The sequence below is a fragment of the Xanthobacter lutulentifluminis genome, assembly GCF_043194675.2.
Classification (GTDB): domain Bacteria; phylum Pseudomonadota; class Alphaproteobacteria; order Rhizobiales; family Xanthobacteraceae; genus Xanthobacter.
The window spans coordinates 2,282,501-2,296,829 of sequence record NZ_CM195525.1; the positions used below are offsets into that span (position 1 = coordinate 2,282,501).

Consider the following 14,329-nt stretch of genomic DNA (forward strand, 5'->3'; position numbering starts at 1 on the left):
GCGATCTCTCCAGCCTGCCGCAGAGCGCCCGTATCGGCGCCGCCACCCCCATGGAGAATGTGCTGGTGAAGGTGCGCGAGGTGGCTGAGCTCAGCCGCGCGCAGCCCGGCCAGCCGGTCGCCGGGCAGGCGGTGCACGGCCTGCCCGCGGCCATCACCGGGGCCGCCGGCTTCACCCCCTCCGCGTCCGGCCCCTACCTTTCCTATGCCAGCGTCGGCGACACCGCAGGCACCCAGGCCCTGCCGGCGAGCGCCCTGCCCGCCGGCCATGCGCTGCCCGCGCCGACCGCGCCGGACAACATCAGCTTCGTGCCCAAGACCTCGGACGAGACCTCCGGCGGCAACGACTGGTCGGATTCCACCGTGGTGGTGAAGAAGGGCGACACCATCGTCTCCATCCTGGTGGACAACGGCGTCTCGAAGGAAGACGCCCGTGCCGTCGCCGCCGCCTTCGGGCGCGGCCGCGAGGGCACGGTGAAGGACGGCCTGCGCATGCGCCTGCTTCTGCAGGAGGAGAACAAGAAGGTGCGGCCGCTCCGCGTCTCGCTGTTCAGCGACCTCGGCCACGAGGGCACTGTCGCGCTCTCCGACAAGGACGAGTTCGTCAACGTGCCCGAGCCGTCCGAGACCGAGATTGCCGGCGTCTCCGAGGATACCGACGACGACAGCGGGCCGGGCATCCGGCTCTACGAGAGCATCTATGAGACCGCGCTGCGCAACGACGTGCCGCGCAACGTGATCGCCGACATCATCCGCGTCTATTCGTTCGACGTGGACTTCCAGCGCCGCGTCCGCCCGGGCGACAATTTCGAGGTGCTGTTCTCGGACGATCCCGGCGCCTCCAACGAGGTGCTGTTCGCCGCCCTCACCGTGAACAAGGAGACGCGGCGCTACTACCGCTTCCAGACCTCGGACGACAGCGTCGTCGACTATTACGACGAGGACGGAAAGAGCGCGAAGAAGTTCCTGGTCAGAAAGCCGATGGCCGGCGGCGTCATGCGCTCCCCGTTCGGCTACCGCCGCCATCCGATCCTCGGCTATTCCAAGCTGCATACCGGCGTGGACTGGGCCGATGCCATCGGCACGCCCATCTACGCCGCCGGCAACGGCACCATCATCTACGCCACCTGGAAATCGGGCTACGGAAAGCACACCGAGATCCAGCACGCCAACGGCTACGTGACCACCTATTCCCACCAGTCGGGCTTCGCGCGCGGCATCCGGGAAGGCGTCACGGTCCGCCAGGGCCAGCTGATCGGCTATATCGGCACCACCGGCCTCTCCACCGGTCCGCACCTCCATTACGAGGTGAAGATCAACGGCAACTTCGTGGACCCCATGCGCATCCGCCTGCCGCGCGGCCGCGCCCTCGACGGGCGGTTCCTGACCGAGTTCAAGCGCGAGCGCGAGCGCATCGACGCGCTGCTGAACCACGCCCCCGTCCCGCCCAAGGTGGCCGGGGTCGCCGCCGGCGGCGGAAAGACCAAGGCCGCCAGCAACTGAGGCGACCTGCTCCGGGACGGCATCGTTCTCCGGGGCGTCCTCTTTCGCATCCGCCGCCAACCCCTGCGCGGCGGATGCGGAGAACACGCCGGGGGCTATTCCCTCCCCTCGCGGAAGCAGGCAAGAATGCGGGCCTCGTCAACGGCCCAGGCCAAGCATCATCGAGCCCCCATGACCCGGATTGCCAATCGCATCCTCTGCGCCGCCCTGTTCGCGGCCACGCTTCCGTTCGCTTCCGCGGTCGCCGGGCCGCAGGAGGATTATGTCGCCGCCCGCGACAAGGCCATCGCCGATTCCATCGCTGCGGCCAAGGCGCAGAAGAGCGGCGATGATGCCGTGATCAAGCGCGAGGAGGCGGCCCGCAAGGATCTCGCCAAGAAGCTCGCCGCCGCCCTCGGGCCGCTGAAGTTCAAGGGCCTGGGCGGGCCGGAATATTCGCTCCAGCTCTTCATCTACGACGAGAGCGCGCCCACACGTCAGCTCGACGGGCTGGCGTTCGCCAGCAAGGATTACTCGACCCGCCTCGTGGTCGCGCCGGAAAGCCAGTTCCAGGCCTGGCTCGCCGCCCGCGCCAAGGATCCCGAGGCGCCGGCCGCCCTGGCCGGCGGGGTGAAGCCCGCCATGACCACCAGCGAATTCTACGGCGACGCGCTCGGGTTCGAGAACGGCTACTTCCAGCCCTACATCGACCTGCCGGTGACCGCCCCGCCCGGCGAGACCGCCTTCGCGGTCCTTGGGCAGCAGCTGGACGACGTGTCCGGCAACAGCGCGCCCAACGAGCTGTTCATCGTCCGCATTGCCGATGGCAAGGCCATCGCGGGCGTCACCGGGGCAAAGCTGGCCATCAAGCCCATCCCGGCCTGCGACGCGGTGTGGAAGCCGTTCAAGGCCAAGGCGGATGCCCTGCAGAAGCAGGTGGAGAAGGACAACAAGAACGAGGACCCGCGCTGGGAAGAGATCACCAAGATCCAGGACGAGGGCTCCGTCGCCTATCGCGCCTGCTTCGCGAAGGAAGCGCCCGCCCAGCCGTTCTTCGCCGCCGCGGTGAAGAAGGCGGAGGCCTTCCTCGCCACCACCCGCGGCCAGTGACATGCGCCGGAGGGGCGCCCGCGCGGCGCCTCTCCCGTCGCGACGCACGCAATCATGCGACCCGGCGCACGTCCGCACGCGCGCCCTCCCCCAAGGATGACCGGTGATGACCCTTGCCCGCCCCGCACTTCGCCTCGCGCCCTGGCTCGGCGCCGCCTGCGCCCTCCTTGCCGCCGCGCTGCCGGTGGCGGCGGGGCCGGCGGAGGACTACATCGCCGCCCGCAACAAGGCGGCGGCCTCCATTGCCGATGCGGTGAAGGCGAACCGGCCCCTGCCCCAGATCGACAAGGCGGACCGCACCGCGCGCAAGGATCTGGAGAAGCGCATGGGCGGGCTGCTCGGCCCCTTGCGCTTCAAGGGGCTGGCGGCCAAGCCGGCGTTCTCGCCCGACACGCTCATTCCCGGCGACCTCGGCACCGATTCCCCCGACGGCCTCGTCTTCTCCGATGCCGACGGCGCGACGCGGATCCTCGTCTCGCCCGAGCCGGTCTTCGCCGACTGGCTGAAGGCGCGCTCCTCGGACGAAGGCGCGCCGGCGGCGTTCAAGGCCGGCATCCTGGCGGCCGCGAAGGATGACTTCTTCTATACCCTCACCGTGAGCCGCGACGCCGCCTTCACCACCTACGCCCCGCTGCCGGTGGCCGCGACCGCCGGCGAGGAGAGCCAAGCCATCCTCGGCCTGTTCACGCAGGATGACCCCGCCGATGCCCCGCCCGACAGCGTGGTGGTGCTGCGGGTGGCGGACGGGCGGGTGAGCGTGGGCGCGACGCAGGTGACGCTGAAGCTGCCCCCCATGCCCGCCTGCGCCGCCGCCTTCAAGGACGGCACCGCCAAGGCCGAAGCCCTCATGGAAGCCGCCCGCAAGGACGGCAAGGCCGAGGACCCGCGCGTGGACGAAAGCTACAAGCTCCACGACCAGGCCGCCTCCGCCTTCCGCGCCTGTTTCGCGAAGGAAGTCGCCGGCAAGCCGGCGCTGACGGACGCGGTGAAGACGGCGGAGGGGCTCCTGGGGGTGATGCGGGGCGGGGGGAAGTGAGGGGGGCGTTGACCCGAAGCAGCGGTTGGGAAGGTCTGCTTGTCGACCTTACCTCTTCAAGCAGCACTTCTTTTACGTCAGAGCGCTGCCGCAGAGGTAGGACTCGCTGCGGCCCGACATGCGGACTTTCAGGCTAAGCCCACTTCCCCTTGAAAGGCTTGCCCGCCTTTTTGCCTTTCGCGGCATCACTATCCACGGCACGCCAATACTGGAAGCTCGACCGATCTACCCTGATCAGTCTGCCCGCCCGGCACTCCGAGAATCCGGGAAGACGAACAGCCGCATCTGATCCGACGGCGCTGACCGGCCCGAGGGGTGGCAATGACAAGTTGCAGCGCCTCGGCGGCAGACTAACGCCTTTGCCAGCCGTTGTTCTTGAGGCAGGTTAAAGCAGAGAACGTGACATCGAGCTGGCTGTCGTAAATGTGCTCTTGATCGCTAGCCGCACAATTTCCGTATCTCACTTCGAAATAGCTGACGAGCCAGTCTCCTTTGGTTTGAGTGTCAAATGGACAAGTGCAAAAGCCAGGCTCTTTTCGGGTGTTCATATGGCGTTTAACGCACGCAGAAAATTCGTCGTAAGCACGATTTAGTGCAAATGCGTTGTGCGACGAAAAAAACGAACCCATGTCTCTCCTGAAGTTTCGCCCAGTTCTGCCATCGCTAACCCATATATTGGTGTCGCATGACGAGCCGACCAAGGAGTTGGTCTCAACACTCGGACGAGGCGTGCTCTCCCGGGAGCGCGACGGCCTCGGCTGCTCGGCGGCCGGCGCAGGTGTGCTGTCCACTCCGGTGGGATTACGGACCTCTTCCGGGAGCGGGGGTAGAACGAACCCGCTTGGCGTCTCGACGCTCGCAGATCGGAGCTCGCGGGTGCGCTTTGTGATTGTTGCGGCAAGGCATGGTGAATGCGGCCTTAATTCATCAACATCATCGACGTTTTCGGGCAGATTGCAATACTTGTCTCGGGCAGAGATCCACTCGCGTTGCTGGGACCGAAGTTCGGGGAACTTCGCCACCTTTTCCCGATAGACATCGCCTAAGGCACTATCCAGAGCAGAAAGCTTTTCATCGTTGCAAATAAGTTTAGCTGCGGAGCTTGGAGCTTTCGAACAATCAAAGCTGGCCGAATTGGCCGCTATTATTCCCGTTAAATACGTCACTGCACATAAAATGATACATCTATGTATTGTCTGCATATCGCCCCTCCATCAACACATTTATTGATAGTTAATAATTGCTAAAACCTCGCTTACAAACGTTGCAGCTTCGAACGCATGATATTTTTTTATCTTGAGTATCCTGTCTGTTACATGGAAACATGCCATCCATATTGCCGCCCAAGCTATCGCATTCCGAGCACGCACTCTGCTGCACTTGAGTTTTACAGGAATCTTGAGCACGCTTCAGCCAATCATCCATACTACGGTAGCAACTCGACGTGGTGCATGAACGCCTTTGATTATTCCAGGCCTCATATGCTTCGCTGGAGCATCTGCTACATCTGCTGTCGGCCGCGCAGACATAGCCATAGTCGTTGGCATAGCTCATGCCTGACACCAAACACAGTGCAATGAGTAAGAAGAGGTGGATCAGCCGCATCGTGATATCGCCTCCCATCAATCCCTTTCCTACAGTGACATGCGAAAAACATGGTCCACTTCCCCCATTTGGGGGATGTCGCGCAATTCTGTTTCGGTATCGAAGACTGCGCCGCCGAGGACGGATCGGCGTGTAATTTCTGCGTACCGATCGGGAATATCGGCCTTTGAAATTGACTAATTGGCCGGATCCATCTCATAGAATTCAATAATTTACGACCATCGGCCTACATGCCCAGATCAACGACGAGGGCATCGAGCGCCTACCGCCACCTGAGAAGGGGCGATATATTATCGAGGGTATTGAATTGAAGTGGTTATGCCTCGTTGAGGATCGCCGCAAGAAGACATTCCTGGCCCACCATGGCCTTAACACAGGGTCTGATATTGGCGCCAAGATGAGAGTCCCCTACTGGCGCACCTGAGGCCACCTCCCCCCCAACAAAAAACCCCCGGCGCAGCACCTGCGCCGGGGGTCATTTTCTCAGCCGGAGCACCCGCCCCGGCCTGATCCATCCTCACGCCGCCTGATCGCGATCCACCGGCGCCGCCTCGCCGGTGAAGGTGAGGTGCCCGCCGTCCAGGCCGATCTTCACCTTGGCGCCGTCGAGGATCTCGCCGCCGAGGATCTTCTCGGCCAGCGGGTCCTGCACCAGCTTCTGGATGGTGCGCTTCAGGGGGCGCGCGCCATAGGCCGGGTCGTAGCCCTTCTCGGCGAGGAAGCCGCGCGCCTCGGGGGAGAGCTCGAGGGTGATCTTGCGATCCTCCAGGAGCTTCCTCAGCCGGCCCATCTGGATGTCCACGATGTGGTCCATCTGGTCCCGCTTCAGGCGGTGGAACATGACGATCTCGTCGATCCGGTTGATGAACTCCGGGCGGAAATGACGCCGCACCGCGCCCATCACCATGTCGTAGGCCTCCTCGTCGGACACCACCTGCTCGCCGTCGTGGCCCGGCACCTTGAAGCCCATGGGCTGGCGCGGGTCCGCCAGATATTCCGCGCCGAGGTTGGAGGTCATGACGATGAGCACGTTGCGGAAGTCCACCGTGCGGCCCTGCCCGTCCGTCAGCCGCCCGTCGTCGAGCACCTGCAGGAGGACGTTGAACACGTCCGGATGCGCCTTCTCCACCTCGTCGAACAGCACCACCTGATAGGGCCGGCGCCGCACGGCTTCGGTGAGGGCGCCGCCCTCGTCATAGCCCACGTAGCCGGGAGGGGCGCCGATCAGTCGGCTCACGGAGTGCTTCTCCATGTATTCCGACATGTCGATGCGCACCATGGCGGTCTCGTCGTCGAACAGGAACTCGGCGAGCGCCTTGGTCAGCTCGGTCTTGCCGACGCCGGTGGGGCCGAGGAACAGGAACGAGCCGATGGGCCGGTTCGGGTCCTGCAGCCCGGCGCGGGCCCGGCGCACGGCGGTGGAGACGGCGGCCACGGCCTCCGCCTGGCCGACCACGCGCTTCGCCAGCTCCAGCTCCATGCGCAGCAGCTTCTCGCGCTCGCCTTCCAGCATCTTGTCCACGGGCACGCCGGTCCAGCGGGAGACGACCCCGGCGATGTGGTCGGGCGTCACCGCCTCCTCCACCATGCCGCCGGACCCGCCCGCCTTCTCGATCTCGGCAAGCTTCTTCTCCAGCTCCGGGATCACCGAATAGGTGAGCTCGCCGGCCTTCTGGTACTCGCCCTGCCGCTGCGCGGTGGCAAGGTCCGCCCGCGCCTGATCGAGCTTGGCCTTGACGGTCGTCGCCTCGCCCAGCTTCTCCTTCTCGGCCTTCCACTTGGAGGTGAGGACGGAGGCCTTCTCCTCCAGATCCGCCAGCTCCTTCTCGAGCTTCTTCAGGCGGTCCTTGGAGGCGGTGTCGGTCTCCTTCTTCAGGGCTTCCTGCTCGATGCGCAGGCGGACGATCTCGCGGTCGAGATTGTCCAGCTCCTCGGGCTTGGAATCCACCTGCATGCGCAGCCGCGAAGCCGCCTCGTCGACGAGATCGATGGCCTTGTCGGGCAGGAAGCGGTCGGTGATGTAGCGGTTGGAGAGGACCGCCGCCGACACCAGCGCGCTATCGGTGATGCGCACGCCGTGGTGCAGCTCGTACTTCTCCTTCAGGCCGCGCAGGATGGAGACGGTATCCTCCACCGTGGGCTCGGAGACGAAGACGGGCTGGAAGCGGCGGGCGAGCGCCGCGTCCTTCTCCACGTGCTTGCGGTATTCGTCCAGCGTGGTCGCGCCGACGCAATGCAGCTCGCCGCGGGCAAGGGCGGGCTTCAGCAGGTTGGAGGCATCCATGGCGCCGTCGGTCTTGCCGGCGCCGACCAGGGTGTGCATCTCGTCGATGAACAGGATGATGCCGCCCTCGGCCGCCTCGACCTCGCCCAGCACGCTCTTCAGGCGCTCCTCGAACTCGCCGCGATATTTCGCGCCGGCGATCAGGGAGCCCATGTCGAGGGCGAGCAGGGACTTGTTCTTCAGGCTCTCGGGCACGTCGCCGTCCACGATGCGGCGGGCGAGTCCCTCCACGATGGCGGTCTTGCCGACGCCGGGCTCGCCGATGAGCACGGGATTGTTCTTGGTGCGGCGCGCCAGCACCTGGATGGTGCGGCGGATCTCCTCGTCGCGGCCGATGACCGGGTCGAGCTTGCCGTCCCGCACGGCCTGGGTGAGGTCGCGGGCGTACTTCTTCAGCGCGTCATAGGCGTTCTCGGCGGTGGCGGTGTCCGCGGTGCGGCCCTTGCGCAGCGCCTCGATGGCGGCGTTCAGGGTCTGCGGCGTCACGCCGGCCTTGGACAGGATCTTGCCGGCCTCGCTGTCCTTCTCGATGGCGAGGGCGAGCAGCATCCGCTCGACCGTGACGTATCCGTCGCCGGCCTTCTTCGCCGCCTGCTCGGCGATCTCGAACACCTTCGCCAGCTGCTGGCTCAGATAGACCTGGCCCGAGCCGCCCGAAACCTTCGGCAGCTTGCCGAGCGCTGCCTCCACGTCGGCGCGCACCAGCGTGGGATTGCCGCCCGCGCGCTGGATGAGGCCGGAGCAAAGTCCCTCGGGGTCGTCCATCAGCACCTTCAGAAGGTGCTCGGGCGTGAACTGCTGGTTTCCTTCCCGCACCGCCAGCGACTGGGCGGACTGGACGAAGCCGCGCGCGCGCTCGGTGTAGATCTCAAAATTCATGTCTCTCCTCCTTCTCGCGCCCGGTGCCTTCTCAAGAAGCGCAGCCGACGCGTCGGGACACGGTCCCGGCATCCCCGGCTACCGTCGCGCAGGTGTGAACAAACCTGTGCCGTGCCTCATGTGGGTGCATCCCGGCGGCATCGGAAGGGGGTGCCGGCGGAAATTCAGGCCCAGCCGGAGCAGGCCCGGGTCCGCCACGCCTTCGGCATGCCGGTGCCCGGGTTGACCGCGCCGCAGCGGCATGGGAGGCCCCCGCGTGAGGCCGGTTCCACAGCGCCGGCCGCAAGGAAGACGCCATGGACGCTTTGCCCCCCGCCACCGTCGCCGCCCTCTATCGCCACCCGGTGAAGGGCCTCAGCCCCGAGCCGCTGGAGAGCGTCACCCTCACCGCCGGCGCCTTCTTCCCCGGCGACCGGCTCTATGCGGTGGAGAACGGTCCGAGCGGATTCGATGCGGCGGCGCCCGAGTACCGGCAGAAGACCGCCTTCCTGATGCTGATGCGCGACGCCCGCCTCGCCGCGCTCTCGTCCCGCTGGGACGACGCCACCACAACCCTCACCCTGGTGCTGGAGGGGCACGAGGTGGCGCGCGCCGACCTCTCCACGCCGGAAGGCCGGGCCGAGCTGGAAGGCTTCCTCTCCTTCTACATGGGGGAGGAGGCGCGCGGACCCTTGAAGGTGCTCGCCGCGCCGGAGGGCTTCCGCTTCACGGACTCGCTCCGCTCCGGCTTCCTCTCGCTGCTCAGCCTTGCGAGCGTGAAGGATCTGGAAGCCCGCGTGGCGGCAGGCCCCGTCGACGCGCGGCGCTTCCGCATGAACCTGCATCTGGACGGCTGGCCGGCCGGTGTCGAACTCGATCTGGCGGGGCAACGGCTTCAGGTGGGAGAGGCGGAAATCGCCATCCTCAAGCGCACCGAGCGCTGCGCGGCGGTGAACGTGAACCCGCTCACCGCCCAGCGCGACATGAATCTGGTGAAGGGCCTGATGGTGGCGTACGGCCACACCGACTGCGGCGTTTATGCCAAGGTGGTGCGCGGCGGCACGGTCCGCATCGGCGATCCCATCACCCTCGGCTGAACCGAGCGCCGGAAGGAGATACCACCATGCGTCTGTCCCCGCGCAACTTGCTGCTGCCCCTCGCCCTCGCGGCCGGCCTTCTCGCGCACACGCCGGCGGGAGCGGCGAGCTTCGATTGCGCCACCGCCCGCGCGCCGGACGAGGCCGCGGTCTGCGGCAATTGCGATCTGGCCCAGCTGGACGTGAAGATGGCCACGCTCTACGGCGTCCTCACCCATCTGGTGGGCATGGGCGAGCGCGGCGCGATCCGCGATGCGCAGGCCGAATGGCTGCGCCAGCGGGCCGCATGCGGCGCCGATTCCGCCTGTCTCGTACAGGCGTACCGCAACCGTATCAATTTGCTGGAAAAGGGGCTTGAGGGCATCTATTCGCGCGGTCCCTTCTGAGGCATCCTCCTGCGCGTCTGGCGGACCGGCGGGGGTCCGCTCCCCCGATGCCCCGGGTCCCTTCATGACGCACCTCCCCACCAGCCCAGCCGATCGGTTCCTGTCGGTCGATACCTGGGTGTTCGATCTCGACAATACCCTTTATCCGGCCGAACACGCCCTCTGGTCCCAGATCGACGCCCGCATGAAGGGCTACATCTCGGAGCTGCTCGGCATGCCGCCGGACGAGGCGTTCCGCCTCCAGAAAGAGTATTACAAGCGCTACGGCACCTCCCTGCGCGGGCTCATGATGGAGCACGGGGTGGAGCCGGATGCCTTCCTGGCCCACGTGCACGACGTGGACCTCTCCGGCCTCGATGCCGCTCCGCGCCTGGCCGCCGCCATCGAGGCGCTGCCGGGGGTGAAGCTGGTCTACACCAACGGTTCCGAGCGCCACGCCCGCAACGTCCTGGCGCGCCTCGGCATGGATGAGCATTTCAGCGCGGTGCACGACATCGTCGCCGCTGAATTCCACCCCAAGCCCACCGAGGAGGCCTATCTGCGCTTCCTCGGCACCCACGGCGTGGACCCGAGCCGCGCCGCCATGTTCGAGGATCTCGCCCGCAACCTCGAGGTGCCGCACCGCCTCGGCATGCGCACCGTGCTGGTGGTGCCGCCGGGCGACGTGCTGCTGACCCGCGAAAGCTGGGAATTCGAGGGGCGCGAGGACGCCTACGTGGATCACGTGACAGAGGATCTCGCCGGCTTCCTCGAGCACCTGATCGTCGTGCCCGGGACGACGGGGGAAGCCGGAGCGGCATGAGCGAAGGCATGGAGCAGGTGAGCATCCAGTACCAGGACCGGACCGGCAACTGGACCACGGTGATGCGGGTCCAGAACCTTGCGCCCAACATCCGCATCGGCATGGACAGCGCGGCGCGGGCCCATCCCGGCTGCCGGGTGCGGGCGGTGGACGATGCCGGCCGCGTGTTGGACCTGCTGTGAGCCCGCCCGTCATCCGCACCCTCACCCCGGTCGAGGCCGCCGAGGCCGTGGAATGGGCCGCGCGCGAAGGCTGGAACCCCGGCCTTGCCGATCTCGGCGCCTTCCTCGCCCAGGATGCCGGCACCTTCCGCGGCCTGTTCCACGACGGCGCGCTGGCCGTCACCCTCTCCGCCGCCCGCTATGCCGGCGGCTTCGCCTTCGTCGGCTTCTACATCTGCCGGCCGGACCTGCGCGGCCGGGGGCTGGGCTTCGCCCTGTGGCAGGAAACCTTCGCCGGGCTCGACGGCACGGTCGGGCTCGACGGCGTGGTGGCGCAGCAGGCCAATTATGCCCGCTCCGGCTTCGCCCTCGCCCATCGCAACATCCGCTACGGCGGGCGCCCGGCCGGCGCGGATGACCCGCGCGTCGTGCCCATCGACGCCCGCCTGCGCCCGGCGGTGGAGGCGCTCGACCGGGCTGCCTTCGGCTTCGCCCGGCCGGATTTCCTTGCCCGCTGGCTCGCCCCGCCCGGCGGCCGGGCGCTGGCGTTCGTGGACGACGGCGCGGTGCGCGGCTATGGCGTCGTCCGTCCCTGCCGGGAGGGCTTCAAGATCGGCCCGCTGTTCGCCGACGATGCCGCCGTCGCCACGGCCCTGTTCGGAGCGCTGGCCGCCGCGGCGGGGGACGGGCCGGTGTTCCTCGACGTGCTCGAGCCCAACGCTGCCGCCCGCGCGCTGGCGGAGGCGGCCGGTCTTTCCCCCGTGTTCGAGACCGCGCGCATGTATCGCGGCCCGGCGCCTCAGCTGCCGCTCCCGCGCATCTTCGGCATCACCACCTTCGAGCTTGGCTGATTGGCCTTGCTGCGGCCGCACCGGGGCCTTAGCAGCAAGCCGTCAACGAAGGAGATGGTGGTGGCATACGGTCTGATCGGCGGGGCGGGCGTGGGTTTCGCGCTGGGCGGACCCTTGGGCGCGCTTCTCGGCGCGCTGGCGGGGCATGCGCTGGACCGCCTGCTGCTCGCCCCCGCGCCGGAGCCCGCCGCCTTTTCCGTCGCGCTCATCGCCCTCTCCGCCAAGATGGCCAAGGCCGACGGCGTGGTAGTGGAGGCGGAGGTGGAAGCCTTCCGCGAGGTGTTCGACATCCCGCCCGAGGATCTCGACGCGGTGGCGCGCCTCTACAATCTCGCCAAGCAGGATACGGCCGGCTACCAGTCCTATGCCCGGCAGGTGGCGCAGATGTTCGCCGACGCGCCGGACACCCGCGAGGACCTGCTGGACGCCCTGTTCCATGTGGCCAAGGCCGACCATGCCCTGCACGAGAAGGAGCTCGCCTTCCTCGCTAAGGTGGCGGTCATCCTCGGCTTCACCGGCGTCGCCTACGAGCGCATCGAGGCCCGGCACGTGCGCCGGCCGGACGATCCCTATGCGGTGCTCGACCTTGGCCCGGAAGCCTCTGACGCCGAGGTGAAGGCGCGCTGGCGGGCGCTCGTCTCCACCCATCACCCCGACCGCCTTGTGGCGCGCGGCCTGCCGCCGGCGGCCATCCGCCTCGCCAACGACCGGGTGGCGGCGCTCAATGCCGCCTACCGGCGCATTGCCGCCCAACGTGGACTGGTGCCGGCGCAGCAGGAAGCGACATGAGCGCAGCCGACCAAGACCTGAGTCCCCCGGCCCTCCTCGCCGCCGACAGCGCCTGCGTCGGAACGCTCGTGCCCTCGCCCAATTTCGGCGCGCGGCGCGCCGGCGTGGACATGCTGGTGCTGCATTATACCGGCATGGCGAGCGCGGACGCGGCCATCGAGCTGCTGCGCACGCCCGCGTCCGAAGTCTCGTGCCATTATGTGGTGCGCGAGGATGGCAGCGTGGTGCAGATGGTGGCGGAAGCCGCGCGCGCCTGGCACGCCGGCGTCTCCGGCTGGGAGGGCATCGCCGACACCAATTCCCGCTCCATCGGCATCGAGGTGGTGAACGGCGGCCACGATTTCGGCCTGCCGCCCTTCCCGCCCGAGCAGGTGGCTGCGGTCATCGCTTTGTCGCGGGACATCGTGACCCGCCACGCCATCCGCGCCGACCGGGTGCTCGCCCATTCGGACGTGGCCCCGGGCCGCAAGCGCGATCCCGGCGAGCATTTCCCGTGGGCGGCGCTCCATGCGGCGGGGGTCGGCCACCTCGTGCCGGAATCCAGGGCCGAGGGCGGGCGGTTCTTCATGCTGGGAGACAGCGGCGAGCCGGTGGCGGCGCTGAAGGCGATGCTGGCGCTCTACGGCTATGGCATCGCCCTCGACGATGCCTATGACGCGGCGACCGCCGACGTGGTGGCCGCCTTCCAGCGCCATTTCCGCCCCTCGCGGGTGGATGGGGTGACCGACGCCTCCACCATCCTCACCCTGCGCGAGCTGATCGCCACCCGGCCGGGAGATGCCCCGGCGGTGGCCTGACGGGCGCCGGCCTCAGGCGACGCCGGTGCGCAGCAGGTCGTGGATGTGCAGCACGCCCACGGGCGCGCGGCCGTCCACCACCATCAGCGCGGTGATCTGCCGGGAATTGAGGATGTTCAGCGCCTCGGCGGCCAGCTGGTCCGGCCGCACGGTGCGGGGCGAGGATGTCATGATCTCGTCCACGCGGCGGGCGGGCAGGTCGTTGGCCATGTGTCGGCGCAGGTCGCCGTCGGTGATGATGCCGGCGAGGGCGCCCGCCTCATCCACCACGCCGACGCAGCCGAGCCCCTTGGCGCTCATCTCCACCAGCGCGGCGCCCATGAGGCTGCCGGAGGCCACCACCGGCACCTGGTCGCCCTTGCGCATCACGTCGCGCACGAAGCGCAGGCTGGCGCCCAGCTTGCCGCCGGGATGCAGCTGGCGGAAATCGAGCGCGGTGAAGCCCCGGCTCTGCAGCAGCGCCACCGCCAGCGCATCGCCGAGGGCCAGCTGCATCACCGTGGAGGTGGTGGGGGCAAGCCCGTGCGGGCAGGCCTCCTGCGCCACCGGCAGGGTCAGCACCACGCTGGCGCTGGAGGCGAGCGCGCTCTCGGCATTGGAGGTAAAGGCGATCAGCGGCACGTCGAAGCGCCGCGAATAATCCACGAGGTCGCGCAGCTCCACCGTCTCGCCGGACCAGGAGAGGGCGACGATCACGTCGTCGGTGGTGACCATGCCGAGGTCGCCGTGGCTGGCCTCGGCCGGATGCACATAGTGCGCGGGGGTGCCGGTGGAGGCGAGCGTCGCGGCGATCTTGCGCGCCACGTGCCCGCTCTTGCCCATGCCGGTGACGATCACCCGCCCGCGGGAATTCTGGATGGTGGCCACCGCCACGTCGAACGCGGCGCCGAGCGGGCCTGCCATGGCCTCGGCCAGCGCCGCAAGACCCGCCTGTTCCGCATCCAGCGTCGCGAGCGCGGAGACCACCGAGGCGGGATGCACGTGCTGCCCGTCGTCGGTCGGGACTTTATTTGCCGGAGAACGCATCATGGGCGATGGATAGCACCGATCGCCCGCGAAGGGGAGCGGGGCC

The 14,329-nt window shown here is 67.8% G+C and carries 13 protein-coding genes (1 of these 13 only partly in view); 10 read left to right on the forward strand and 3 right to left on the reverse strand.

Annotated features, from left to right (window positions below; all coding sequences use genetic code 11):
* From V5F49_RS10420 to V5F49_RS10430, 3 genes are all read left to right on the forward strand, one after another.
* Positions 1 to 1,502: the 3' portion of a M23 family metallopeptidase gene (locus V5F49_RS10420; protein ID WP_394115866.1), read on the forward strand. It extends 478 nt beyond the left edge of the window; the window shows 1,502 of its 1,980 coding nt (coding positions 479-1,980); its start codon lies beyond the left edge, outside the window; the stop codon is at positions 1,500 to 1,502.
* Between the two features lie 171 nt (positions 1,503 to 1,673).
* Positions 1,674 to 2,591, forward strand: a complete 918-nt coding sequence (locus V5F49_RS10425) for a hypothetical protein (protein ID WP_394115865.1) — start codon at positions 1,674 to 1,676, stop codon at positions 2,589 to 2,591.
* A 106-nt stretch (positions 2,592 to 2,697) separates the two neighbouring features.
* Positions 2,698 to 3,627 carry a hypothetical protein gene (locus V5F49_RS10430; RefSeq protein WP_394115864.1) on the forward strand — a complete coding sequence of 310 codons (930 nt, stop codon included), beginning with the start codon at positions 2,698 to 2,700 and terminating at the stop codon, positions 3,625 to 3,627.
* A gap of 350 nt (positions 3,628 to 3,977) precedes the next feature.
* On the opposite strand, the gene V5F49_RS10435 is transcribed toward V5F49_RS10430, so the two are convergent.
* Together V5F49_RS10435 and clpB are read right to left on the reverse strand one after the other, a co-directional pair.
* Positions 3,978 to 4,829: a lysozyme inhibitor LprI family protein gene (locus V5F49_RS10435; RefSeq protein ID WP_394115863.1), complete on the reverse strand. Its 852-nt coding sequence runs from the start codon at positions 4,827 to 4,829 to the stop codon at positions 3,978 to 3,980.
* 920 nt (positions 4,830 to 5,749) lie between these two features.
* A complete protein-coding gene (gene clpB / locus V5F49_RS10440; protein WP_394115862.1) occupies positions 5,750 to 8,395 on the reverse strand; it encodes an ATP-dependent chaperone ClpB in 2,646 nt (881 codons plus the stop codon).
* Positions 8,396 to 8,691: 296 nt separating this feature from the next.
* Between clpB and V5F49_RS10445 the strand changes: the two genes are divergently transcribed.
* The 7 genes from V5F49_RS10445 to V5F49_RS10475 all read left to right on the forward strand — a co-directional run bounded on the left by V5F49_RS10445 (position 8,692) and on the right by V5F49_RS10475 (position 13,257).
* Entirely contained in the window at positions 8,692 to 9,471 is a 780-nt protein-coding gene (locus V5F49_RS10445; RefSeq protein WP_394115861.1) for an MOSC domain-containing protein, read from the forward strand.
* Between the two features lie 26 nt (positions 9,472 to 9,497).
* On the forward strand, positions 9,498 to 9,857 hold the full coding sequence (locus tag V5F49_RS10450) for a lysozyme inhibitor LprI family protein (protein ID WP_394115860.1): 360 nt from the start codon (positions 9,498 to 9,500) through the stop codon (positions 9,855 to 9,857).
* Positions 9,858 to 9,921: 64 nt separating this feature from the next.
* On the forward strand, positions 9,922 to 10,659 hold the full coding sequence (locus tag V5F49_RS10455) for a pyrimidine 5'-nucleotidase (protein WP_394115859.1): 738 nt from the start codon (positions 9,922 to 9,924) through the stop codon (positions 10,657 to 10,659).
* Positions 10,656 to 10,841 carry a hypothetical protein gene (locus V5F49_RS10460; RefSeq protein ID WP_394115858.1) on the forward strand — a complete coding sequence of 62 codons (186 nt, stop codon included), beginning with the start codon at positions 10,656 to 10,658 and terminating at the stop codon, positions 10,839 to 10,841. Before V5F49_RS10455 ends, V5F49_RS10460 begins: the two co-directional genes overlap by 4 nt.
* Complete coding sequence (locus V5F49_RS10465) at positions 10,838 to 11,671, forward strand: GNAT family N-acetyltransferase (RefSeq protein WP_394115857.1); 834 nt, start codon at positions 10,838 to 10,840, stop codon at positions 11,669 to 11,671. The genes V5F49_RS10460 and V5F49_RS10465 overlap by 4 nt, the downstream gene beginning before the upstream one ends.
* Positions 11,672 to 11,725: 54 nt before the next feature.
* Complete coding sequence (locus V5F49_RS10470; protein ID WP_394115856.1) at positions 11,726 to 12,460, forward strand: TerB family tellurite resistance protein; 735 nt, start codon at positions 11,726 to 11,728, stop codon at positions 12,458 to 12,460.
* Positions 12,457 to 13,257 (forward strand): N-acetylmuramoyl-L-alanine amidase, encoded by an 801-nt coding sequence (locus tag V5F49_RS10475; RefSeq protein ID WP_394115855.1) that lies wholly within the window; start codon positions 12,457 to 12,459, stop codon positions 13,255 to 13,257. Before V5F49_RS10470 ends, V5F49_RS10475 begins: the two co-directional genes overlap by 4 nt.
* 12 nt (positions 13,258 to 13,269) lie before the next feature.
* Here V5F49_RS10475 and V5F49_RS10480 read toward each other — a convergent pair whose 3' ends face one another.
* On the reverse strand, positions 13,270 to 14,283 hold the full coding sequence (locus V5F49_RS10480; protein WP_394115893.1) for a KpsF/GutQ family sugar-phosphate isomerase: 1,014 nt from the start codon (positions 14,281 to 14,283) through the stop codon (positions 13,270 to 13,272).
* Between the last annotated feature and the right edge of the window lie 46 nt (positions 14,284 to 14,329).

Bases quoted from the DNA above. Each gene is read 5' to 3' on its own strand.
- V5F49_RS10425 (WP_394115865.1), top strand. From the start codon at position 1,674: ATGACCCGGATTGCCAATCGCATCCTCTGCGCCGCCCTGTTCGCGGCC.
- V5F49_RS10430 (WP_394115864.1), top strand. From the start codon at position 2,698: ATGACCCTTGCCCGCCCCGCACTTCGCCTCGCGCCCTGGCTCGGCGCC.
- V5F49_RS10435 (WP_394115863.1), bottom strand. From the start codon at position 4,829: ATGCAGACAATACATAGATGTATCATTTTATGTGCAGTGACGTATTTA.
- clpB (WP_394115862.1), bottom strand. From the start codon at position 8,395: ATGAATTTTGAGATCTACACCGAGCGCGCGCGCGGCTTCGTCCAGTCC.
- V5F49_RS10445 (WP_394115861.1), top strand. From the start codon at position 8,692: ATGGACGCTTTGCCCCCCGCCACCGTCGCCGCCCTCTATCGCCACCCG.
- V5F49_RS10450 (WP_394115860.1), top strand. From the start codon at position 9,498: ATGCGTCTGTCCCCGCGCAACTTGCTGCTGCCCCTCGCCCTCGCGGCC.
- V5F49_RS10455 (WP_394115859.1), top strand. From the start codon at position 9,922: ATGACGCACCTCCCCACCAGCCCAGCCGATCGGTTCCTGTCGGTCGAT.
- V5F49_RS10460 (WP_394115858.1), top strand. From the start codon at position 10,656: ATGAGCGAAGGCATGGAGCAGGTGAGCATCCAGTACCAGGACCGGACC.
- V5F49_RS10470 (WP_394115856.1), top strand. From the start codon at position 11,726: ATGGTGGTGGCATACGGTCTGATCGGCGGGGCGGGCGTGGGTTTCGCG.
- V5F49_RS10475 (WP_394115855.1), top strand. From the start codon at position 12,457: ATGAGCGCAGCCGACCAAGACCTGAGTCCCCCGGCCCTCCTCGCCGCC.
- V5F49_RS10480 (WP_394115893.1), bottom strand. From the start codon at position 14,283: ATGCGTTCTCCGGCAAATAAAGTCCCGACCGACGACGGGCAGCACGTG.